A 23,244-nucleotide genomic window follows, 5' to 3' on the forward strand; every position below is an offset into this window, starting at 1 on the left:
TTTAAGAAATAGTATTCAGGTCATTATTATCATTATCGAACCTCCACCGGATCGGTACAGTGAGCTGTGTATTACTTAAAAGGCCTGTATCACTTCCGGAGATACAGGTCTTTTTTGTTTCTGTACGGTCAAAAAAGAAATTTTCATCATTGACCATGCAAAAATATTATTCATAAAACACTGTTAGTCAATTAGTTAAAACATGTTTTTTGTTTTTGGGTTTAACCGAAGAAGTGGGATCGATCCACAGCCTTCAAAAACAGTAAAATACTTTTGATAATACATGTGTCAACTTAAAAAAATACATTTTGGAGTTAAATAAATTCAGTAAAAGAGTTACTCAAGATCCTTCTCAACCGGCAGCCCAGGCTATGCTTCACGCCCTTGGGTTGAGTGATGAAGATCTGAAAAAACCATTTGTTGGTATTGCCTCAACAGGATACGAGGGCAACCCCTGTAATATGCACCTTAACGAACTTTCCACCCATGTTAAAAAAGGGGTAGAGAGTCAGAATCTTGTTGGTTTGATCTTTAATACCATAGGGGTCAGTGACGGGATATCTATGGGAACTCCCGGAATGCGCTATTCTTTACCTTCCAGGGATGTTATTGCCGATTCTATGGAAACAGTGGTTCAGGCCATGTCTTATGACGGGTTGGTAACTGTTGTGGGCTGCGATAAAAATATGCCCGGGGCATTGATGGCCATGTTACGCCTTAATCGTCCTTCCGTATTGGTGTATGGCGGAACTATTGCCGCGGGATGTCATGAGGGTAAGAAACTCGATGTGGTTTCTGCTTTTGAAGCCTGGGGCCAAAAGGTATCCGGAAGTATCAGCCAGGATGATTTTAAGGCCGTGGTACATAAGGCATGTCCGGGGGCCGGTGCCTGTGGGGGTATGTATACGGCTAATACCATGGCTTCTGCTATAGAGGCTCTGGGAATGTCATTGCCATTTAATTCATCAACCCCGGCTGTAGGCCAGGGTAAGCAGGAGCAATGCGTTGCAGCGGGTGCTGCTTTACAACACCTGCTTGAAATGGATCTAAAGCCAAGGGATATCGTTACACGAAAGTCCCTTGAGAATGCGATTCGCCTGGTAACAGTTCTGGGAGGAAGCACCAATGCTGTATTGCATTTCCTTGCTATTGCGCGTGCAGCGGAAGTAGAATTTACCCTTGATGACTTTCAACGTATCAGTGATACTACCCCATTTTTAGCCGATCTGAAACCCAGCGGAAAATATGTGATGGAAGACCTGCACAAGGTAGGCGGGGTTCCGGCTGTATTAAAATATATGCTGAAAAAGGGGATGCTTCACGGCCATTGTATGACGGTAACCGGAAAGACTCTTGCCGAGAACCTCCTCGATGTTGATGACCTGGAAGCCGGGCAGGAGATCATTAAGCCTGTGGAAAAGCCGGTAAAAGCCACGGGACACTTAAGGATCTTAAAAGGGAACCTGGCGGAAGAAGGTGCGGTTGCAAAGATCACCGGAAAAGAAGGACTTGCCTTCAGCGGTCCGGCTCGTGTATTTAACGGGGAGTTTGAGGCCAATGAAGGAATTCGAGACGGCCTGGTGCAGAAAGGCGAGGTAGTGGTGATACGTTATGAAGGTCCTAAAGGCGGTCCCGGAATGCCGGAAATGCTAAAGCCAACGGCTGCTATTATGGGAGCTGGATTGGGGCAGGATGTTGCCCTGATCACTGACGGGCGTTTTTCCGGAGGTTCTCACGGATTTGTAGTGGGACACGTTTCTCCGGAGGCCCAGACCGGGGGAGCGATCGCCCTGGTGGAAGATGGTGATATCATTACCATTGATGCGGTGATGAATTCCATTACCCTTGAAGTCTCTGAAGAGGAGCTTCAAAAACGCAAAGAAAATTGGAAGGCTCCGGGGTTAAAGGTGACCGGTGGAGTTCTTTATAAATATGCCAGAACCGTGTCATCGGCCTCAGACGGCTGCGTGACTGATGAATTCTGACCAATCAATAACCATTGTAATTCACCTTAAATTATGGAAATAAAGACCATTAAAAAAGATGTCAGTACCGCGGTTTCTCAAATGCGGGTATCGGGGGCTGAAGCAGTGATACACTGTTTGCTGGCAGAAGGAGTGGATACACTCTACGGGTATCCCGGCGGAGCTATCATGCCGGTATATGATGAACTTTATAAGTTCAGCGATCAATTAAACCACGTGCTCACCCGTCATGAGCAAGGCGCTATTCATGCTGCCCAGGGGTACGCCAGGGTGTCAGGAAGGGTCGGGGTGGCCATGGCTACCTCTGGTCCGGGAGCCACCAACCTTGTAACGGGATTGGCTGATGCTCAGATCGACTCGACTCCACTGGTTTGTATCACAGGGCAGGTGGCCCGACACCTTTTGGGTTCAGATGCCTTCCAGGAAACAGATATCGTGGGTATTTCCATGCCGGTGACCAAATGGAATTATCAGATCACCAAAGCTTCAGAGATCCCTGAGATCATAGCAAAGGCCTTTTATATAGCCCGTTCCGGACGTCCCGGACCGGTGTTGATCGATATCACCAAGAATGCTCAATTTGAGGAATTCGACTTTGAATACAGTAAGTGTACGGGTGTACGCAGTTATACTCCTGTTCCAAGAACCGATAAGACCCAGCTTGAACTGGCAGCAGAAGCCATCAATAAAGCTAAAAAGCCTTTTATTGTTTGGGGGCAGGGTATTTTGTTAGGGAAGGCAGAGGCTGAGTTGAAAGCCCTGGTTGAGAAAACAGGCATTCCCGCTGCGTGGACCATCATGGGAGCTTCGGCTCTTCCCAGCGATCATCCGCTTAATGTGGGTATGGTAGGTATGCACGGTAATTATGCGCCGAATGTATTGACCAATCAGTGCGATGTGCTCATTGCCCTTGGGATGCGCTTTGATGACAGGGTAACCGGAGACCTGAATACCTATGCTAAACAGGCTAAGGTGTTACACTTTGAGATCGACCCTGCTGAGATCAATAAAAACGTTAAGGCAGATGTCCCTGTTTTAGGGGATGTGAAAGAAAGTATTCAGGGTTTACTGCCGTTGCTCAATGAGAAAAAACATGAAGCATGGCATGAAACCTTTAAAGAAGGCTATGCCAAAGAATTTGAAGAGGTAATTCGCCATGATCTTTTTCCTGAAAAGGATGGGCTTACCATGGGAGAAGTGATCAATGGTATCAATAAAGCATCAGAAAATAAGGCCGTGATGGTGAGTGATGTGGGACAACACCAGATGATCACCTGTCGTTATGCTCGTTTTGCTCAAAGTCACAGTAATATCACCTCCGGCGGACTGGGAACCATGGGGTTTGCCTTACCGGCAGCTATAGGAGCCAAGATGGGTGCCCCTGAAAGAGAGGTGGTAGCCATCGTGGGTGACGGAGGATATCAAATGACCATACAGGAACTAGGTACCATATTTCAGCTCGGCTTGCCGGTTAAGATCGTGGTACTGAATAATGAATTTCTTGGTATGGTACGTCAGTGGCAGCAGCTTTTCTTTGAAAAGCGCTATGCCTCTACCCATATGGTGAATCCTGACTTTGTAACCATTGCCAAAGGATATCATATCCCTGCTGAACGCGTAAGCAAAAGAGAAGACCTGGATGCAGCCATAGAGCGAATGATCAAGAGTGATACCGCCTACTTCCTGGAAGTGGTGGTAGAGAAAGAAGATAATGTATTCCCGATGATCCCCAGTGGTGCTTCGGTAGACGAGATCCGATTAAAATAAGACAGTTATGGAAGAGACAAAAACCTATACCATTTCAATTTACACGGAGAATAGTGTCGGTCTGCTTAACAGGATCTCCGGCATTTTTGTAAAACGGCATATCAATATTGAAAGCATCAATGTTTCAGAATCAGAGATCGATCATGTAATGCGATTTATCATCGTAGTGCATACCACAGAAACCTGGGTTAAGAATATTGTAGGACAGATCGAAAAACAGATCGATGTGATCCGTGCTTATTACCATGGGGATGAAGAGATCATTTATCTGCAAACAGGTTTGTTTAAGATAGCATCTCACCTCCTGTTTGATGAGCGACAGATACAGAACATTATCAAAGAAAGTCATGCCCAGATCGTAACGGTATCCAGAGAATTTTTTGTGATAACTAAATCAGGCAGGAAAGAAGAAATAGAGGCCTTGTACGAGGCCCTTAAACCATTCGGGATCATGCAATTCGTAAGAACCGGGAGGGTATCAGTAAGTAAGGCAGAGATGGAGATCTCGAGCCTGCTGAAAGCATTTATACATTAAACCAACATCATAAACAGAAAACACATCAGTAATGTCAAACTATTTTAATACCCTTAGCAGGGACGAACAATTAGAACAACTAGGAGTTTGCGATTTTATGGACAGCTCCGAATTTGTAAATGGCGTTAGCGCCCTTAAAGGAAAGAAAGTCGTTATCGTTGGGTGTGGAGCTCAAGGGCTCAACCAGGGACTTAATATGAGAGATTCAGGTCTCGATATTTCTTATGCCCTCAGGGAAGGTGCTATCAAAGAAAAAAGAGCTTCGTATCGAAATGCCGTTGAAAATGGTTTTACAGTAGGTACTTATGAAGAATTAATTCCTCAGGCCGATCTGGTTTGTAACCTGACTCCTGATAAGCAGCATACCTCTGTAGTAAAACAAGTGATGCCTTTGATGAAAGAAGGTGCCGCCTTGTCTTATTCTCACGGATTTAATATCGTGGAGGAGGGAATGAAGATCAGGGAGGACCTGACAGTGATCATGGTAGCCCCTAAATGCCCGGGTTCTGAGGTACGCGAAGAATATAAAAGAGGATTCGGGGTGCCTACCCTTATAGCAGTACACCCGGAGAACGATCCGAAAGGAGAAGGAATGGAACTGGCCAAGGCCTATGCCGCCGCCACCGGTGGTGACCGGGCAGGCGTGTTACGTTCTTCCTTTGTAGCTGAGGTAAAGTCAGACCTGATGGGAGAGCAGACCATTCTTTGCGGCCTTCTTCAAACGGGATCTATCCTGAGTTTTGATAAAATGGTGGAAAAGGGTATTGATCCTGCCTATGCATCTAAGCTTATCCAATACGGTTGGGAAACTATTACCGAAGCCTTGAAGCACGGTGGTATTACCCAAATGATGGAGCGCCTGGATCCTGCCTCAAGAGTAAAAGCCTATGAGCTGTCTGAGGAATTGAAAACCATTATGAGACCGTTGTTTCAAAAACATATGGATGACATCATGAGCGGTGTTTTCTCTTCTACCATGATGGAAGACTGGGCTAATGACGACAAAAACCTGCTTACCTGGCGCAAGGCTACGGGAGAAACAGCTTTTGAAAAGACCAAGCCCGGCAAGGTGATCATCGCAGAGCAGGAGTATTTTGATCATGGAGTATTGTTGGTAGCTTTTGTAAAAAGTGGTGTGGAGCTGGCCTTTGAAACCATGACTGCCGCCGGTATCAAAGCAGAATCGGCCTATTACGAATCTCTGCATGAAACCCCGCTTATAGCCAACACCATCGCCAGAAAGAAACTGTTTGAAATGAACAGGGTGATCTCAGATACGGCGGAGTACGGATGTTACCTCTTTGATCATGCCTGTAAGCCATTGCTGAAAGACTTCATGTCAAAAATAGATACCAATGTGATCGGGAAGGCTTATGAGGCAGAATTTGCCCCTAAAGAAGAAAGGGTAGCCGAAGTTGATGCCGCTACCGGGGCTCATGAGATCGAGAAGATCGGGAAAACCCTCAGAGGGTCTATGACAGCGATGAAGAAGCTGGTATTTGAAATGTAAAAACAATCATCATGGCAACAATATCATTTGCATTGCCTGAACTTGCGGAAGTGAGAAAAGCTGCAGCCACCCTTAGCGGGGTGGCTTCGGTGACTCCGCTGATGCAGAACAGAAGGTATTCGAAAACCTACGATTGCGGAGTCTACCTCAAAAGGGAAGACCTGCAGGAAGTGCGCTCCTATAAAATACGGGGCGCTTATAATAAAATGCGGTCATTAAGTGCGGAACAACGCCGTAGAGGGGTGGTCTGTGCTTCAGCCGGAAATCATTCCCAGGGGGTTGCATTTTCCTGTCGGGAATTACAGGTAAAAGGAACCATCTTTATGCCGGCACCCACGCCTGCACAGAAGATCGAGCAGGTAAAGATGTTTGGGGAAGACCAGGTAGAGATCATTCTTACGGGCGATACCTTTGACGATGCCTACAAGGCCTCTGTGGCTTATTGCGAAGCACATAATAAGGTGTTCGTTCATCCTTTTGATGATGACAAGGTCATTGAAGGGCAGGCTACTGTGGGACTTGAAATTTTGGAGCAAACCAAGGAACACCTGGACTACCTCTTTGTACCTGTTGGCGGGGGAGGTCTGGTTTCAGGTATTTTAAGCGTATTTCACCTGTTGTCGCCCTCAACAAAGATCATAGGAGTAGAACCGGAAGGTGCTCCTTCCATGAAGACGTCTTTGGAACGGGGTGAGAATACCGCTCTTGATCACATTGATAAATTTATTGACGGGGCAGCCGTGCAGAAAGTAGGTGTTCGTAATTTTGAGATCTGTAAGGGATTGCTGCATCAAATGGTTACCGTGCCTGAGGGGCGGGTGTGCCAGGAGATACTGGACCTTTATAACAAGGATGCCATCGTCGTGGAGCCTGCGGGCGCATTGACACTTTCGGCCTTGTCGCAATTCAAAGATGAGATCAAGGGTAAGAACGTGGTCTGCGTGGTGAGCGGAAGTAATAACGATATTACCCGAACTGCAGAGATCAAAGAAAGAGCGCTGTTGTACGCACGACTCAAACATTATTTCATTATCAGGTTCCCGCAACGGGCCGGAGCCTTAAAGGAATTTGTGGCAGAGATCCTGGGGCCGACCGATGACATCACCTATTTTCAATATGCGAAAAAACACGCCAAGGAAAATGGCCCGGCAGTGGTTGGGGTAGAGCTCAAGGACGAGGCCGACCTGGAGCCCCTGGTGGCGCGTATGAAGGCTCATAATTTCTTCGGAGACTACCTGAATAATAAACCAGACTTATTTCAATACCTGGTGTAAACGCTAACGTTTGCGTAAAAAAGAAGCTTTGAATTCTTGAATTAAAGGATGGTATTAACGAATTTAGTAAGCTGTAGATATGACCAAATCTACCGGAACAAAAAACTTAATTATGAAAACTGAAACCAAAAATACCATTCCTGAAGAATTTAAGATCACCCAACCATTACACCAGGATACCTGGTTGGTGCATGGAGTTCTCGAAAAGTGGGAAGGAAAGACTACAGAGGTGTATTCTACGATTCCTTCAGATGATACGGAGAATCCTACCCTGTTGGGAACGATACCCTATATGGGGGAGACAGAGGCCAACAGAGCTTTAGAAGCAGCAGGAAAGGCCTTTGACAAAGGGAAGGGGCTGTGGCCGACCATGAAGGTTGCTGATCGTGTGGCCTGTATGGAAAAGTTCGTAAAGCAGATGGAAAAGAAAAGGGATGAGGTCGTGAAATACCTGATGTGGGAGATCGGGAAATCACTCCCTGATTCTCAAAAGGAGTTTGATCGAACCGTTGAGTACATTTATGATACCATAGAAGACTATAAAGACCTGGACCGTGACTCAGCTAATTTTAAAAAGCGGGATGGCATCTATGCGCATATCAGACGTGGTCCCCTCGGAATCGTGCTTTGTCTGGGCCCTTATAATTACCCGTTAAATGAAACCTTCGCCTTACTGATCCCCGCATTGATCATGGGGAATACGGCCATTTTCAAGCCAGCCAAACACGGGGTGCTTTTGATAAGTCCGCTGTTGGAAGCTTTTAAGAGCAGTTTTCCTAAGGGAGTGGTTAATATTATTTACGGTCGCGGAAGAGAGGTGGCAGCCCCTATTATGCGTTCCGGAAGGGTAGATGTTTTAGCCCTGATCGGGAACAGCAGCTCAGCGGTGGCTCTGCAGGATCAGCACCCTTATAAAAATCGTTTGCGTTTGGTGTTAGGGTTGGAGGCCAAGAATCCGGCCATTGTACTTCCCGATGCCGATCTTGACCTGACCATTGATGAATGTATTGCCGGAACCCTGTCGTTTAACGGGCAGCGATGTACGGCATTGAAACTGGTATATGTTCATGAAGATATAGCCGAGGAGTTTAACCGGAGGTTAGCAGAAAGGGTAGATGCCCTTAAATACGGAAATCCCTGGGAAGATGGTGTCAAACTAACCCCGCTTCCGGAACCCGGTAAGCCTGATTACATTAAAGAGCTTATTACAGATGCTAAAAAGAAAGGAGCTAAGATCCTGAATAAGAAAGGAGGGAAGACTACCTTCAACTACATTTATCCGGCAGTGCTGTACCCCGTGACCAAAGAAATGCGGGTATATGAAGAAGAGCAGTTTGGTCCGGTAGTACCTGTAATTCCTTTTAAGGAGATCGATGAGCCCATCAATGATATCGCTGATTCCAATTACGGACAGCAGGTAAGTTTGTTCGGCAAGGATATCAGAACCCTGGCGCCTCTCATTGACACTCTGGTCAACCTGGTGTGTCGCGTTAACCTGAACAGCTCCTGCCAGCGTGGCCCGGATGTATTCCCGTTCACCGGCCGTAAAGATTCTGCCGTAGGAACCTTGAGTGTGCATGATGCCCTGCGTTCATTCTCTATCAGAACGTTTGTAGCCTCTAAAGACACTGAGTATAACAACCGCATCCTTAATGACCTGTTGGGCAGTAAGGCCTCGAATTTCGTGAGTACGGATTATATTTTGTAGGTATACAGTTATGCCGTTATGCGGTTATACGGTGATGTCTTCGCGAGGTATTTGAAATCCAGCTTTCTTGTGGGGGATGATGACGAATTGAAAATTAAAATAACAACGGGCTCCTTCCCCTGGTCAGGGGAAGGTACTCTTGCTGCAGGCAAGAGGGGAAGGGGTTGTATGTTAAGATAACCTGAATCAACCCGCCCCGTCTCAGGGTTTCACCCTGATCCACCCCTCCCTGTCCAGGGTGGGGAGCCTCCATATTTTTTTACGTTGTTGAAATCCATAAGTGTTTGGGATCTCGTGTTTTAATAGATAATCTCTTCTGACCCGTACCCCGTACCTCGTAACCCGTCACACGTAACTCCACCACTCCCGACTCTCGACTCTCGACTCCCGACTCCCAAAACCCAACTCCCGACTCTCGACTCTTGACTCTCGACTCTTGACTCTCGACTCTCGACTCTCGACTCCCTAATAACAATTCCGTATATTTGATTCCCACTAACATTCAACTACTATGAATAAATATGCAAAGATCGTTCTGATCGTGATACTGCTGGGAGGCAGTGTGTACCTGTACAACACAGAATTTTCTAAGGCTTCATCTTCCGAGGTCCTGGATGGCTATAATGAAAGGGAGGCCGAAGCCAGTTTTGAGGAGGTGAAAGATCAGTTTCCTGAAAAACCCATCAAGGCCGGAAATGCCGGATTGAATCCCGCTCACGGACAACCCGGTCACCGTTGTGATATTCCTGTAGGGGCTTCTCTGGATACACCTTTACAAACAAGCAACAGTGGATTGCTGAACGCAGGTTCTACCGCTATGAAGAATCCACCTCACGGACAGCCCGGTCACCGTTGTGATCTTGCCGTGGGAGCTCCTTTACCGCAATAACAAAAAGGAAAAACCCCGGCCAGAAGCCGGGGTTCAAACAAACACTAAAAATGGATCAAATTCAACTTAAATAATGGTTGATTTGCCGTACTCAATATTTTCCTCGTTCACACAGATATCTTCGCCGTTAATAGCCAGGAGTTCTGCGATCTGATCTCCCACTTCTGTGGTTCCGAATTTTGATTCGGGCTGGAGGTCAGGAGTAACAATATTCTTCTTTATAGCGATCTCCACTGCGCAATCTAAAGCCATAGCTTCATCTTTTAACCCCAAATGCTCCAGCAGCATCACCGCTGATAGAATGGAGGCGATAGGGTTGGCGATGTTTAGTCCTTTTGCTTGCGGAAATGATCCGTGGATAGGTTCGAACAAGGCATGCTTGTCACCTGTAGATGCGGATGCCAATAAACCAATAGACCCTCCGATAACGCTTCCTTCATCAGAAATAATATCACCGAACATATTCTCGGTCAGGATCACATCAAATTGTGAAGGGTTCAGGATCATCTGCATTGCCGCATTATCAACAAATAAGAAGTCTAACGCCACCTCAGGATAGCTCTCACTAATCTTAGTAACCACCTTTCTCCACAGCCTGGAGGTTTCCAGTACGTTGGCCTTATCGATAAGGGTGAGCTTTTTTCTGCGGTTTCTCGCCGCTTTAAAAGCCTGGTGGGCTATGCGCTCGATCTCTGCTTCTGAATACTCACAAAGGTCGGAGGCAACAGTACCTTCCTTGTTTAACTTCTTTTCTCCGAAATAAATACCACCGGTCAATTCTCTGTAGATGGTAAAATCGGTTCCCTTAATGCGTTCCGGACGCAGGGGTGAACGGTCTATGAGGGAAGGGAAGGCCTTCACCGGACGTATATTAGTATAAAGGCCGAGTTCTTTTCTCAGCTTTAATAATCCTTGTTCCGGACGTACCGGAGCCGAGGGGTCGTTATCGTATTTCGGATCGCCAATGGCTCCAAAGAGTACGGCGTCACTGTTCTTGCATAATTCCAGGGTGGCTTCAGGCAAGGGGTCGCCTGTCTGGTCTATGGCTATGGCCCCAACGGGTGCTTCTTCAAAAGTGAATTGATGATTAAATGTTTCTCCTACCGCTTCCAGGCATTTAATAGCCTGGGCTGTGACTTCGGGGCCTATCCCGTCTCCGGGTAATACCGCTATCTTAAATTTCATAGAATCTTAATTAAAAGGTCCGTTGCATTTCAAAGGCTTCAATAGCCTGTTTCTTTGTTAGTAAATAATCAATGTCATCATACCCGTTCATCATGCACATCTTTTTATACGGGTCGATCTCGAAATCTTCCATATAGCTGGTGCCTTCAAGGGCAATGTATTGCTCTTCCAGGTTTACCTCTATGGTCGTTTCGGGGTATTTCTGTATTTCCTGTAATAGTTTGTTCAGGAAGGCCTCGCTTATCTGTACGGGTAACAGGCCATTGTTCAGGGCATTTCCTTTAAAGATGTCGGCAAAATAACTGGAGACCACTACCTTGAAACCGTAGTCGGCCAAAGCCCAGGCAGCGTGCTCTCTTGAACTTCCGCAACCGAAGTTATTTCCGGCAACCAGGATCTGTCCTTCAAACCGCGAATCGTTCAGCACAAAGTCTGCGTTCTCACTGCCGTCGCTGCTGTATCTCCAGTCGCGAAATAAATTCTCACCAAACCCCTGTTTATTGGTTGCTTTCAAAAAGCGGGCAGGAATGATCTGGTCGGTGTCTATGTTTTCTATAGGTAAGGGGATAGCCCTTGATATGAGTTTTCTGAATTTTTCCATGATGTTCTCGCTTACATTATCGGAGCTGCCTCCTTCAATAATTCTGTTTCTTTGGTAATATCGACGATCTTGCCGTGAACAGCCGTGGCAACGGCCATTAACGGACTCGCGAGGATGGTTCTGGAACCGGGGCCTTGTCGCCCTTCAAAGTTTCTGTTGGAAGTAGATACACAATACTCCCCGGCAGGGATCTTATCTTCATTCATTCCTAGACAGGCCGAACACCCACTCTGACGGATCTCAAAACCGGCTTCTTCAAAAACCTTATCTAATCCTTCAGCTACGATCTGTTTGGCTACTTGTTGTGATCCCGGTACAATCAGGGCATTTACATTGGAGGCCTTTTGTTTTCCTATGATGTAGGCCGCTGCTACCCGAAAATCTTCGATTCGCGAATTCGTACAACTCCCAATAAATACGTAGTTAATGGTTTTGCCCAATAGCTGCTCTCCCTTTTTAAAGCCCATATAGGCCAGGGCCTTTTCAAAGGACGGATTGTCAGTTTCGGGAATACTGTCATGAATACGGATACCCATCCCCGGGTTGGTACCGTAAGTGACCATCGGGGCAATGCATTCTGCATTAAATGAATATTCCATGTCAAAGGTGGCTCCCTCATCTGTTTTCAAGGATTTCCAGTAGGCTACCTTTTTATCAAACTCTTCTCCTTTAGGGGCAAACTCTCTGTTCTTTACATATTCGAAAGTGGTCTCATCAGGCGCGATCATACCGCCACGGGCACCCATTTCAATACTCATATTACAGACGGTCATACGCCCTTCCATGCTCATATTTTCAAATACCTCCCCGGCATATTCCACAAAATACCCGGTACCGGAATTGGTACCTAATTGAGCGATGATGTAGAGAATAACGTCTTTTGGAAGAACTCCTTCCTTGAGTTTTCCGTTAACGGTAATTCTCATGGTTTTAGGGCGGCTCAGTAGTAAACACTGGCTGGCGAAAACCTGGGCTACCTGGCTGGTACCAATACCAAAGGCAATAGTACCAAAAGCACCATGGGTAGAGGTGTGACTGTCGCCGCATACCATGGTCATTCCGGGTTGGGTGATTCCCAGTTCAGGAGCCATTACGTGAACAATTCCCTGGTAGGGGTGTCCTAGTCCGTAGAGGGTTACTCCGTGTTTTTTACAGTTTTCGGTAAGCATGTCTACCTGCTTTCTCGAGAGGGCATCCTTGATAGGTAAATGCTGATCCTGGGTGGGTACATTATGATCGGCCGTGGCCACCACTTGCTCTTTTCGAAATAGTGGTATGTTGCGTTGTTCCAGTTCTGCAAAGGCTTGCGGACTGGTTACTTCGTGTATAAGATGTTTGTCAATATATAAGATCTCGGGGCCATTCTCTACGCTTTCAACAACATGGGCATCCCAGACCTTATCAAATAATGTCTTTTTCATAGGCGTGTTCAGGCACTGGCCTGTACTTGTATATTACTTTGTTCTACGATCATGTGAATGTCTTCATTATTCACTTCCTTCTTCTTATCTGCTACCTGCAGAAACTTTTGATATACCGCATCCAATTGCAGTTTGGTGAGCTCATACCCAACCAATTTAGCCCGGTAAGCCAGGGCAGCCCGTCCGCTTCTGGCGGTCAGGATAATGGAAGAGGTATTTACACCAACTGCTTCCGGATCAATGATCTCGTACGTCTCACGGTTCTTGATCACCCCGTCCTGGTGTATTCCTGAGCTGTGGGCAAAGGCATTACTACCTACGATGGCCTTGTTAGGCTGAACCGGCATACCCATACTTTCAGATACCAATTGGCTGGTATCGTATAAGAGTTTGGTGTTGATGTCCGTCTGAAGATTCAGGTAAGGATGCTGATTCATGATCATAACAACTTCTTCGAGAGAAGTATTACCGGCACGCTCACCAATACCGTTAATGGTACATTCTATCTGGCGGGCGCCATTCATAACTCCTGCAATGGAATTAGCCGTAGCCATTCCCAGGTCGTTATGACAGTGACAGCTCAATATTGCCTTATGAATACCGGTAACATTTTCCTTCAGGTATTTCATCTTGTTCCCGTATTCTTCCGGGAGACAGTATCCTGTAGTATCCGGAATATTAAGCACGGTGGCTCCGGCTTTTATCACCGCCTCGCACACACGGGCCAGGAATTCGTTGTCGGTTCTTCCGGCATCTTCGGCATAGAACTCAACATCTTCCACAAAGCTCTTGGCATAGGTCACAGCCGCAACGGCTCTTTCTATGATCTCTTCTTTGGTGGCGTTAAACTTGTATTTGATATGAGACTCGGAAGTTCCGATCCCGGTATGTATTCTTGGGTGTTTGGCGGATTTCAGTGCTTCTGCAGCAACCTCTATATCTTTCTTCACGGCACGGGTCAAACCACATACGGTAGCATTCTTGACCACTTTTCCGATCTCCTGAACAGAGCGGAAATCTCCGGGACTGGAAATAGGGAATCCCGCCTCGATAACATCGACACCTAATTCATCTAATCTGCCGGCAATCAAAACTTTTTGTTCGGTATCCAGCTTACAGCCAGGAACTTGTTCGCCGTCGCGAAGGGTAGTGTCGAAGATTTGGACTTTTTCGCTATTCATTTTATAATTTTACTTTAATTTCAATCCTTACATTCGAAGTTACCTGCTTTTAGATGTACCGGTATACGGTAATTGGGCAACTTTACAATGTTTAAACGGAGTTAATGCTTTCGAAACCCTTGTAAAACAAGAGTTTGCGCTAAAAAATATTACAATGACAAGTGCCTCGAATGATAGTTTATATATCCTCGTAAAGTCTCTTTCAAAGTCAGAAAAGAGGCAATTCAAGCTCTACGTGAATCGTCTGGGGGTAAATGCTGATGCCAAATTTTTAGCCTTATTCAATTTGTTGGATAAGATGTCGGTCTATAATGAGAAGGATATTCTTTCCAGCGGGATCGTAAAGAAGCAGCAATTATCAAACCTGAAAGCCCACCTCTATAAGCAGATCCTGATAAGTCTTCGGTTAAACCCGGTAAATCAGAATATCCGTATACAGATCAGGGAGCAGCTGGATTTTGCCACCATACTCTATCAAAAAGGGTTGTATAAGCAGAGTCTTAAGATCCTTGATAAGGCCAAATCTATGGCCATTGCTAACCAGGAAAAGGTGATCGCCTATGAGATCGTAGAGCTGGAAAAGGTGATAGAGACTCAATACATAACGCGCAGTATCAGTGGGCGGGCTGATGAATTGGCGGTACAGGCCAAAGAGTTGAGTCAGCAGAATGTCTTGACCAGTAAGCTGTCTAACCTGTCCCTGCAGCTGTACGGTATTATGCTGAAATTCGGTTATGTAAAGAATGACGAAGAGTTTCAGTTGGTAAGTGATTACTTTAATGCCCACCTGCCGGAATTTGACCGGTCTAAACTTGGGTTCCGGGAAAAACTTTGGTATTACAAGGCCTGGCTGTGGTATAGTTTTCTTACCCAGGACTTTTTGTCTTGTTTTAAATACGCTAAAAAATGGGTGGATCTCTTTTATGAGAATGAAAGTATGATATACCTGAACCCGGTTTTCTTCCTTAAGGGGAACAACTACCTTTTAGAGACCATGTATTATGTGAAATCCCGCACAGGATTCAAGGATAGCCTGGAGCGATTGGAGAAAACAATTGCAGATAAGAGGTTTCCAAGTAATGACAACCTATCGGTACTGGCCTTCATGTATGTGAACAGCAATAAGCTGAACCTGCATTTCCTGGAGGGTAGTTTCGAGGAAGGACTCAAGTTGGAGAAACCCATTCTTTCCGGGTTGAAAAACCATGGTAACAAGATAGACGAACACCACGTGATGGTTTTTTATTATAAACTGGCATGTATGTATTTCGGGGCGGGAGATAATAAGAGCTGTATCACCTACCTGAAAAAGATCATTGAGAATAAGAACCTCACCATGAGGGAAGACCTGATGTGCTTTGCCCGGGTATTGAACCTGGTGGCTCACTACGATGCCGGGTTGGATTATCACCTGGAGGTGCAGCTAAAAAGTACTTATAAGTTCCTGTTGAAAATGAACGACCTGCATGAGGTACAAAAGGAAATGATCAAGTTCCTTAGAAACCTGGGGGATATCTTCCCTCATGAATTAAAGGATGAGTTCAAAAAACTTCACACCCGTTTAAAAGAGTACGAAGATCACCCCTACGAAAGGCGCGCCTTCCTTTACCTGGACATTATTTCCTGGCTGGAAAGCAAGATCGAAAACCGACCTGTTGGAGAGATTATCAGGGAAAAAGCAGCAGTGCTGATCCGATAATATGGGAGACTCAAAACAGCACGGGCTTTGGCCCTACCTACAACTTAACTTTGCCGTACTCTGTATCAGCAGCAGTGGTGTTCTGGGCAGGTATATTCCGCTGGCTCCCGAACTTACCATCTGGTATCGTGCCTTGTTGGCCATGCTGGTTATTGGTGGATTCTCCTGGTTGAAGGGATTTCGATTCAGGATCGACTCCAAGAGAGATCGATATATCATTGCCCTGGGCGGTTTATTTTTCGGTATTCACTGGGTCACCTACTTCTATGCCTTGCAATTGTCATCGGTAGCTATAGGAATGTTGTCTATTTACACCTATCCGGTAATGACCAGTCTGCTGGAACCTTTAATCCTAAAAACTCCTTTAAAGCGAGTCCATGTTTTTTTGGGGGTGATGGTATTGGGAGGTATCTACCTACTTGTCCCGGAATTTGACCTGGAAAACCAATATTTTATAGCCATCCTGTTTGGATTGTGTTCGGCTTTCTTCTATGCCTTGCGTAATATCATTCTAAAACCCCAGGTAAAGAAATACAACGGTTCCGTGCTGATGACCTGGCAACTGGTGGTGATGTCGGTAGTCTTACTTCCTGTGGCCGGACAGGCTTCTGTGACTACCTTTTCAGATAACTTCATGCCTTTGCTGGCCCTGGCGGTGATCACCACTTCGGTAGGGCATACCCTGTTGTTGATGACTTTCCGGTTCTTCTCGGTAACGGCAGCCAGTATCATGAGCAGTGTGCAACCGGTTTACGGAATCCTTTTGGGCTTTTTGTTTCTGGGGGAAGTACCGGGAATCAATACGGTTCTGGGCGGCCTGGTGATCATCAGTGCGGTGGTTTTAGAGAGTGTTGCGAGTTTTCGGAGGACCGAGCGTTAAAAAATGGTTCAGTGAACCATTTTAGCGAAGGGGCCAGCTGGCGGGATGGCAAAAGTAGGTAAGCGGGTAGGCAGGTAGATAGGTAAATAGGCGAATAAGTTAATAGGCAAATAAGCAAATGGGTAAATAAGCAAATGGGCTAATAGGCGAATGGGTTAAAGTTACCAGGTTACTGGGGGACTAGGTTACTAAGCAATTAGTTCTGTAAAAAAAAATAACTCTTCAATTTTGCAATCTGGTAAAAGGGCGAAGAAGAGATGAGGCCAGCCAGCTCGATGGCTGAGCGGATGTGGTGACCTGTCTGCCATGGCGCGCCAGGCAGATCTCCTTAATTTACCTCAATGCCTTCCATTACTGGGATCAATTTTGAAAACCTAATTACCCTCCCCTTTTTAAGGGGAGGTGGTTTTGTAGAGCAAAACCGGAGGGGTCTGTGGCGATCTCCTCATTGAGGGTACGAAAGTACGTAGGTACGAAGGGATCCCTTACATTTAATACTCCTCCTTCAACAAGTCCTTCAAATCCTCCACATTCTTGTTGTCTGATAATTTACTGATCAACTCCGGATCAAAATCTCCTTTAAAATAGAGTAGCAGGTTTTTGTTTTCTCCCTGATCAAACCAAATGAGTTCTTTGATGCGACTTCCTTTTTCCTTGATGGAGAATAAGCTGAGGGAGTTATCCATTTCAGTTCTTCGGTATACATCGGTATAGCCCGTGGAGGTAATGCGGTTGATCTCCATAGCAACATCCCTGGCCTCCGGTCCGCTTCCTGATGGCAGGGTCATAAATCGCACATCGTCTACCTGCCGCATAAGATTATTCATCTCCGGAGAGCTTCCGGCCAGGATATCCAAAAAGAAATCAGGTACCTGTACAGCGGTTACCCCGGGGTCGGTCTTGTGGTTGTTGTAAAAGCTGTTGATGCTCGGACTGCAACCGGTGAGTAGGAGGGTGAGTATGAGCGAGAAGGAGAGGGTACGAGGGTACGGAGGTACGGACCTGCCTGTCCGGCAGGCAGGGGTACGAAGGGGAAATAGAGTTTTCATTTTTTCAGATCGTTTAGTTTTTAAATTCCTGGTCAGCCACATAATTCGCGAAGTGCTCAGAATGAGTGAATTGGAGTTATTAATAAAATTAGGGAATTTTTAATTGTGAGGTGGGGAGGGGGTAAGCAGATGTTGGGCGCTCTCCCGATTTATAGTTCTTTCAGGCTTTATTCAGGGAACCGGCAGATCGCTTCGTTTGCCTTAAAGGCCGCCTACCACTGACGGATTTTATTTTGACTTTTCATGAATGATTATCCCTTACTTTTTTGCATTGCCCAAAAAAGTAACAAAAAAGTCTAGTCCTGGTTCTTCGGCCATCCGCTAGCGATTTGTTGCCTAAGCCAGCTGAACTCACCACGCTTTCAGCGTGGCTCAGACAGCACCTGGCTTTTCACGGCAACTTCATCAAGCGGATCCTGGCCTGCCAGAACCTGAGGACAGCTTTTAATTCTTCGATAGAATAACACTTAGTTAATCTAATTTGGGATGTTGGTTTGGAGGGAATGAATATTTGCAGCAATAGTCTGTAAACCAAGCGGAAGTGCGGAGCATGCAGCGCAGGGTTAGCAGCGGTTCTGCGCAGCAGGAATTGCCTCAAATATTCTTGATTTTTTGGTTCGTTTTGCATCAAGGCAAAATGAACAAAAGCCCATGCATGAAAAGCTTTTTCATCGGAATAATTCATCGTCATTTCCCTACACAAGAAATCAAAACTTCAGCGGCCCCGCGAAGACGCTCATTTATAATTGAAAATTCTTCGTACCTCCGTACCCTCGTACCTTCGTAACTAGAAGCCACAGGCTTCCCAAACTGCATCTCCCTGAGGCACCGGAGCCTCAATGATCAATGGCTCCTTCTTTACAGGGTGAATAAGCTCGAGCTTACGCGCATGCAGATGAATGCTGGCATCTTTATTACTTCTCGGGGCACCGTATTTCAAGTCTCCTTTTATTGGGGAGCCGATGGCGGAGAGCTGGGAGCGGATCTGGTGATGTCGCCCGGTTTCCAGATCGATTTCTAAAAGGGTGTAGCGGTCCAGTTCTTTTAAGGTGCGGTAGGAGAGGATGGCCTTTTTACTTTCGGGAACTTCTTTGCTATGGGCGTATGATTTGTTTTGCTTGGGATTGCGCTTCATCCAGTGCTCCAGGCGATCCTGCTGTTTTGGAGGGGCCGGTTGCACCACGGCCCAATAGGTCTTTTTAGTTTGCTTTTCTTTGAAAAGCTTGTTAAGACGGGGAAGAGCCTTGGATGTTTTGGCAAAAAGAACCACTCCGCTGGTAGGACGATCCAACCGGTGGACCACGCCTAAATAGACATTACCGGGTTTGTTGTATTTCTCCTTGAGGTATTCTTTGACTACTTCCGAGAGTGGTTTATCGCCGGTTTTGTCGCCCTGCACGATATCTCCCGGTCTCTTGTTCACCACGATAATATGATTGTCCTCGTAGAGCACATCAAGATTTTTTGCCGTAGAGACCTCTTTTTTCACAGAGTATTTTTAATAGGATTCCTCTTCGTTGGGGAAGTCAGTGCTTTTTACATCATCCACATATTGTCCTATGGCCTTGGTCATATCGTCATAGAGGTGCATATACCTTCTCAGGAAGCGCGGATTAAACTCATGGGTCATTCCCAAAAGATCATGAAGTACAAGGACCTGTCCGTCAACTCCACCTCCGGCACCGATCCCGATAACGGGGATGCTGACGCTTTCAGCAACCTCTTTGGCCAGGTGGGCAGGGATCTTTTCAAGCACAATGGCAAAACAACCGGAACGCTCCAGCATCTTGGCATCAGCTTTAAGCTTTTCAGCCTCTTCATCTTCTTTGGCGCGTACCGTATAGGTACCGAATTTATAGATGGACTGAGGGGTGAGCCCAAGGTGGCCCATCACCGGGATACCGGCATGCAAAATACGTTTGATAGAGTCTTTGATCTCCTTTCCTCCCTCGAGCTTCACAGCATGGCCGCCGCTCTCTTTCATGATACGAATGGCAGAGCGAAGCGCTTCTTTAGGATCACTTTGGTAGCTTCCGAAAGGAAGGTCAACCACTACCAGGGCACGATCAATTCCGCGTACTACAGAAGAGGCGTGGTAGATCATCTGATCGAGCGTAATAGGAAGGGTAGTTTCATGGCCGGCCATCACATTACTGGCAGAATCGCCTACCAGGATCACATCGACTCCGGCCCCGTCAACGATCTTGGCCATGGTGTAATCATAGGCGGTAAGCATGGAGATCTTCTCTCCGTTTTGCTTCATCTCCTGGATGGATTTTACCGTAACTTTTTTGTATTCCTTCTTGGCAACAGACATGTGGTTAGTTTTAATGAGGTGCTAAATTAGGATATTATTAAGGAAATTCCATAAAGGAGGCGAAGATTGTCATGAGGCGAAGGAGTGAAGAAGCAAATAAGCAAATGGGTAAATAGGCGAAGGGGCAAAGAAGTAAAGGGGCGAAGGGGAAAAGTTGGAAATAATCGTCTTCGCGAGGTTCGCATATTATATTTCTTGTGGTGGGAACGGATTTAAAATTAAAACAACAATGGGCTCCTTCCCCTGGTCAGGGGAAGGTGGCACCGGCTCTCGATATCAATCGAGGAGGCGGGGTCGGAAGGGGTTGTATGCTGGTAAACCCGAATCAACCCGCCCCGTCTCATGGTTTCACCCTGATCCACCCCTCCCTGACCAGGGTGGGGAGCCTGTATTTATTTTTCACTTTAGTATATACCATCAGCAGTACTCCCACTGCTCAGGATCTCGCGTTTCCATGATGATTTGTGACCTAGTCACCTTATGAATTGATTACTGCAATTTGGCAGATTGCCACGTCAGGGCTATGCCCTGCCTCGCAATGACGTAACTCGTAAACCGCAAACTGCAAACTGAAATAATCCTTACATTTAACAGAAAATAAAATCAATCAACATGAAATACAAACTAATAACCGCAGCCTTCCTTCTATTCTTCGGATTCACCCAGGCCCAATCAACCGAGGAAGAAGCGGTAAAACAAGTGGTAGTCGATTTTTTCGAAGCTTTTCACAAGCAGGATACCGCTGCTCTGAGGGCAATGGCCTTACCTGATTCCCACATGGAAAGCATTGGCAAAGACGAGGAAGGAAAGATCATGCTCCGGAAAAGCACCTATGATGAATTTCTTGGTCGCATTGCCGGTATTTCTCCTGATATGGAGTTCAAGGAAGAACTCACGGATTACATTGTTAAAGTGGATGGCGCCATGGCCAATGCCTGGACTCCCTATAAATTCTGGATCAATGGTGAATTAAGCCACTGCGGGGTGAATTCGTTTCAGATGATCAAACAAGACGACACTTGGAGGATATTTTATATTGTTGACACGAGGAGGCGTGAGGGGTGTGAATGATTATTTCTATCTGTACCGTTCCAATTAAAGGCGGTAACCTGTCTTTATTAAGAACTAGATATTTTAAATATACCGTATGTGCCAGCCTGATTTTTATTTCCCCGCCCTAAAGGGAGAAAATCCGGCTGGCATTTTTTTGACTTACTGCTCTATTTCGATTTGAATTACCCTTCCGAATAATGTGATTTAACAGATTTCAATGCTTGTATCTCTTTTTTGCGCCCTTTAGGGTGGGGAAAGGAAAAAAGAGATACAAGGAGGTTTTGTTTAATACCTGCTTTCTGTTCGATATCTCCGCTGTCAATTTAAGTAACGGAAATAGCAAAGATCCCGCCCTTGGCGGGATTAATTCCCACGGTCCTGAGCTGCTACGCCAATCCTGGCTTGCACCTCAGGGTGGTCATTAACAATCTGATAAATACACACCTACCGCCAAGCCCCCTTCAGAGGTTTCTTTGTATTTCGAGTTCATATCCTTAGCTGTTTCCCACATGGTGTTCACTACCTTGTCCAGAGGAACTTTAGCATCAAGAGGGTCGGATTCCATAGCGAGTTCTGCGGCATTGATGGCCTTGATAGCACCCATGGAATTACGTTCTATACATGGTATTTGTACGAGTCCGCCGATGGGATCACAGGTGAGTCCGAGGTGATGCTCCATGGCAATCTCTGAGGCCATAAGGACTTGCTCCGGAGTTCCGCCTAGCAATTCGGTAAGGGCTCCGGCAGCCATGGCACTGGAAACCCCGATCTCCGCCTGGCAGCCTCCCATGGCAGCAGAGATGGTGGCTCCTTTCTTGAAGATACTGCCTATTTCACTGGCCACCAAAAGGAATTTCTTGATCTCTTCAAACCCTGCCTCGTGATTTTCGATCACCAGGTAATACATGAGTACGGCCGGGATCACTCCTGCACTTCCATTGGTAGGAGCGGTTACTACGCGTCCGAGGGATGCGTTTACTTCATTCACGCTCAATGCAAAGCAGGATACCCATTTAAGGATCTGGCGGAATTTCACCTCCGTCTTTCGAATGGCTGCGATCCAGTCGTGCGGATTACTGTAAATCACCTCTCCTTTGAGTCGCTGGTGCATTTCAAAGGCACGACGTCGTACGTTGAGTCCCCCGGGTAATACTCCCTGGGTGTGACATCCGGTATACATAGACTCCAGCATGGTGTTCCAGATGCGGTTGATCTCCTTATCGATCTCCTCATCAGTACGAAGAGAGCGTTCGTTAGTAAGTACTACATCGGAAATGTTGAGCCCGGTTTCTTTACAACAGGCCAGAAGCTCGTTTCCATTCTGTATGGGGTGGGGAAAGGTCTTAAAGATTTGTAGATTCTCCTTGGCGTGCTCCCGTTCTTCTTTTACTACGAATCCTCCTCCAATACTATAATAGGTCTCAGTGGTGCTCGTTCCATTCCTGAGAAACCCTTCAAATCGGATTCCGTTAGCGTGGAAAGGTAGAAAGTCCCTATGGAAAATAATATCGTCTTTATGACAAAAAGGAAGAATGATCTCATTGTTAAGACGTAATTCTTTTGTGGTCTTGATTTGTTCAATAAGGGTATTGATATCTTCCACCGGAAAATACTCCGGATCACACCCGGAAAGTCCCAATAAGATCGCCAGGTCGGTAGCGTGACCTTTCCCGGTGAGAGAGAGGGAACCGTATACATGAACCTTAAGGCTCACCAGCTCGTTAAAGGTGCCTTCCTCCTTCAATTCTCCCAGCCAGCGTTCTGCCGCTCTCCACGGTCCGAGGGTATGTGAACTACTCGGCCCGATCCCAATCTTCAACATGTCGAAAACACTGATGCACTCCATAGTACGAAAACGTTTTAGGTGGCTGCAAATATAGTTTTTTTTGGTTATGCTGTTATACCGTTATGCGGTTATTCGGTTGGGTCATTGCGAGCCTCGCAACGCGAGGTGTGGCAATCTGCAAGGTTGGAGTTATGGTGCAATAAGATTAAGCGGTCATTCAGATGTTACGAAGATCGGGGTACTTTGCCTGCGGTTTGGCAGGTGGAGAGGAGAGGGTGGATAAATGATTTTTTTTTGTGCTTAGCTGTGTCTAAGCCTGATTTTTATTTCCCCGCCCTAAAGGGTGCAAAAATCAGGCTTATACTTGGTTAGCCCCCTTTTTGTCATAATCTAATAATGTGTGT

At 46.2% G+C, this 23,244-nt stretch carries 18 protein-coding genes; 10 read left to right on the forward strand and 8 right to left on the reverse strand.

Features of this window, described 5'->3' with window-relative positions; all coding sequences use genetic code 11:
- The first annotated feature begins 308 nt into the window (after positions 1-308).
- The 7 genes from ilvD (at position 309) to E7Z59_RS15505 (ending at position 9,668) form a co-directional block, all read left to right on the forward strand.
- The gene (ilvD, locus tag E7Z59_RS08530; protein ID WP_136335896.1) at positions 309-1,985 is read left to right on the forward strand and encodes a dihydroxy-acid dehydratase; all 1,677 of its coding nucleotides are present in this window, start codon (positions 309-311) and stop codon (positions 1,983-1,985) included.
- 33 nt (positions 1,986-2,018) lie between these two features.
- On the forward strand, positions 2,019-3,752 hold the full coding sequence (gene ilvB / locus E7Z59_RS08535) for a biosynthetic-type acetolactate synthase large subunit (protein ID WP_136335897.1): 1,734 nt from the start codon (positions 2,019-2,021) through the stop codon (positions 3,750-3,752).
- A 7-nt stretch (positions 3,753-3,759) separates the two neighbouring features.
- Positions 3,760-4,287 carry an acetolactate synthase small subunit gene (gene ilvN / locus E7Z59_RS08540; RefSeq protein WP_136335898.1) on the forward strand — a complete coding sequence of 176 codons (528 nt, stop codon included), beginning with the start codon at positions 3,760-3,762 and terminating at the stop codon, positions 4,285-4,287.
- 31 nt (positions 4,288-4,318) lie between these two features.
- Positions 4,319-5,797, forward strand: coding sequence for a ketol-acid reductoisomerase (gene ilvC / locus E7Z59_RS08545; RefSeq protein ID WP_136335899.1), 1,479 nt, complete (start codon positions 4,319-4,321; stop codon positions 5,795-5,797).
- A gap of 11 nt (positions 5,798-5,808) precedes the next feature.
- On the forward strand, positions 5,809-7,071 hold the full coding sequence (ilvA, locus tag E7Z59_RS08550; RefSeq protein ID WP_136335900.1) for a threonine ammonia-lyase IlvA: 1,263 nt from the start codon (positions 5,809-5,811) through the stop codon (positions 7,069-7,071).
- Between the two features lie 112 nt (positions 7,072-7,183).
- Positions 7,184-8,779: an NADP-dependent glyceraldehyde-3-phosphate dehydrogenase gene (locus E7Z59_RS08555; RefSeq protein ID WP_136335901.1), complete on the forward strand. Its 1,596-nt coding sequence runs from the start codon at positions 7,184-7,186 to the stop codon at positions 8,777-8,779.
- A gap of 511 nt (positions 8,780-9,290) precedes the next feature.
- On the forward strand, positions 9,291-9,668 hold the full coding sequence (locus tag E7Z59_RS15505; protein ID WP_136335903.1) for a hypothetical protein: 378 nt from the start codon (positions 9,291-9,293) through the stop codon (positions 9,666-9,668).
- Between the two features lie 66 nt (positions 9,669-9,734).
- Here the strand turns inward: E7Z59_RS15505 and leuB are convergent, their stop codons facing one another.
- From leuB to E7Z59_RS08585, 4 genes are read right to left on the reverse strand one after another with little or no spacing between them, the layout of a single operon-like run.
- Positions 9,735-10,853: a 3-isopropylmalate dehydrogenase gene (gene leuB, locus E7Z59_RS08570; RefSeq protein ID WP_136335904.1), complete on the reverse strand. Its 1,119-nt coding sequence runs from the start codon at positions 10,851-10,853 to the stop codon at positions 9,735-9,737.
- A 10-nt stretch (positions 10,854-10,863) separates the two neighbouring features.
- Positions 10,864-11,454, reverse strand: a complete 591-nt coding sequence (leuD, locus tag E7Z59_RS08575) for a 3-isopropylmalate dehydratase small subunit (RefSeq protein WP_136335905.1) — start codon at positions 11,452-11,454, stop codon at positions 10,864-10,866.
- 11 nt (positions 11,455-11,465) lie between these two features.
- A complete protein-coding gene (gene leuC, locus E7Z59_RS08580; protein WP_136335906.1) occupies positions 11,466-12,875 on the reverse strand; it encodes a 3-isopropylmalate dehydratase large subunit in 1,410 nt (469 codons plus the stop codon).
- A gap of 8 nt (positions 12,876-12,883) precedes the next feature.
- Positions 12,884-14,056, reverse strand: coding sequence for a 2-isopropylmalate synthase (locus E7Z59_RS08585; protein ID WP_136335907.1), 1,173 nt, complete (start codon positions 14,054-14,056; stop codon positions 12,884-12,886).
- Between the two features lie 154 nt (positions 14,057-14,210).
- Between E7Z59_RS08585 and E7Z59_RS08590 the strand changes: the two genes are divergently transcribed.
- Complete coding sequence (locus E7Z59_RS08590; protein ID WP_136335908.1) at positions 14,211-15,755, forward strand: hypothetical protein; 1,545 nt, start codon at positions 14,211-14,213, stop codon at positions 15,753-15,755.
- Position 15,756: 1 nt separating this feature from the next.
- A complete protein-coding gene (locus E7Z59_RS08595) occupies positions 15,757-16,635 on the forward strand; it encodes a DMT family transporter (protein ID WP_136335909.1) in 879 nt (292 codons plus the stop codon).
- Positions 16,636-17,126: 491 nt separating this feature from the next.
- Here the strand turns inward: E7Z59_RS08595 and E7Z59_RS08600 are convergent, their stop codons facing one another.
- The 3 genes from E7Z59_RS08600 to panB form a co-directional block, all read right to left on the reverse strand.
- Entirely contained in the window at positions 17,127-17,684 is a 558-nt protein-coding gene (locus E7Z59_RS08600; protein ID WP_168731266.1) for a DUF4252 domain-containing protein, read from the reverse strand.
- 787 nt (positions 17,685-18,471) lie between these two features.
- Positions 18,472-19,173, reverse strand: coding sequence for an RluA family pseudouridine synthase (locus tag E7Z59_RS08605; RefSeq protein ID WP_136335911.1), 702 nt, complete (start codon positions 19,171-19,173; stop codon positions 18,472-18,474).
- Between the two features lie 9 nt (positions 19,174-19,182).
- Positions 19,183-20,001, reverse strand: coding sequence for a 3-methyl-2-oxobutanoate hydroxymethyltransferase (gene panB, locus E7Z59_RS08610; RefSeq protein ID WP_136335912.1), 819 nt, complete (start codon positions 19,999-20,001; stop codon positions 19,183-19,185).
- Positions 20,002-20,613: 612 nt separating this feature from the next.
- On the opposite strand from panB, the gene E7Z59_RS08615 reads away from it, so the two are divergent.
- The gene (locus E7Z59_RS08615; protein ID WP_136335913.1) at positions 20,614-21,072 is read left to right on the forward strand and encodes a nuclear transport factor 2 family protein; all 459 of its coding nucleotides are present in this window, start codon (positions 20,614-20,616) and stop codon (positions 21,070-21,072) included.
- 403 nt (positions 21,073-21,475) lie between these two features.
- Here the strand turns inward: E7Z59_RS08615 and E7Z59_RS08620 are convergent, their stop codons facing one another.
- Positions 21,476-22,900: an L-serine ammonia-lyase gene (locus tag E7Z59_RS08620; RefSeq protein WP_136335914.1), complete on the reverse strand. Its 1,425-nt coding sequence runs from the start codon at positions 22,898-22,900 to the stop codon at positions 21,476-21,478.
- Between the last annotated feature and the right edge of the window lie 344 nt (positions 22,901-23,244).

Source organism: Robertkochia marina (assembly GCF_004799345.1).
GTDB lineage: Bacteria > Bacteroidota > Bacteroidia > Flavobacteriales > Flavobacteriaceae > Robertkochia > Robertkochia marina.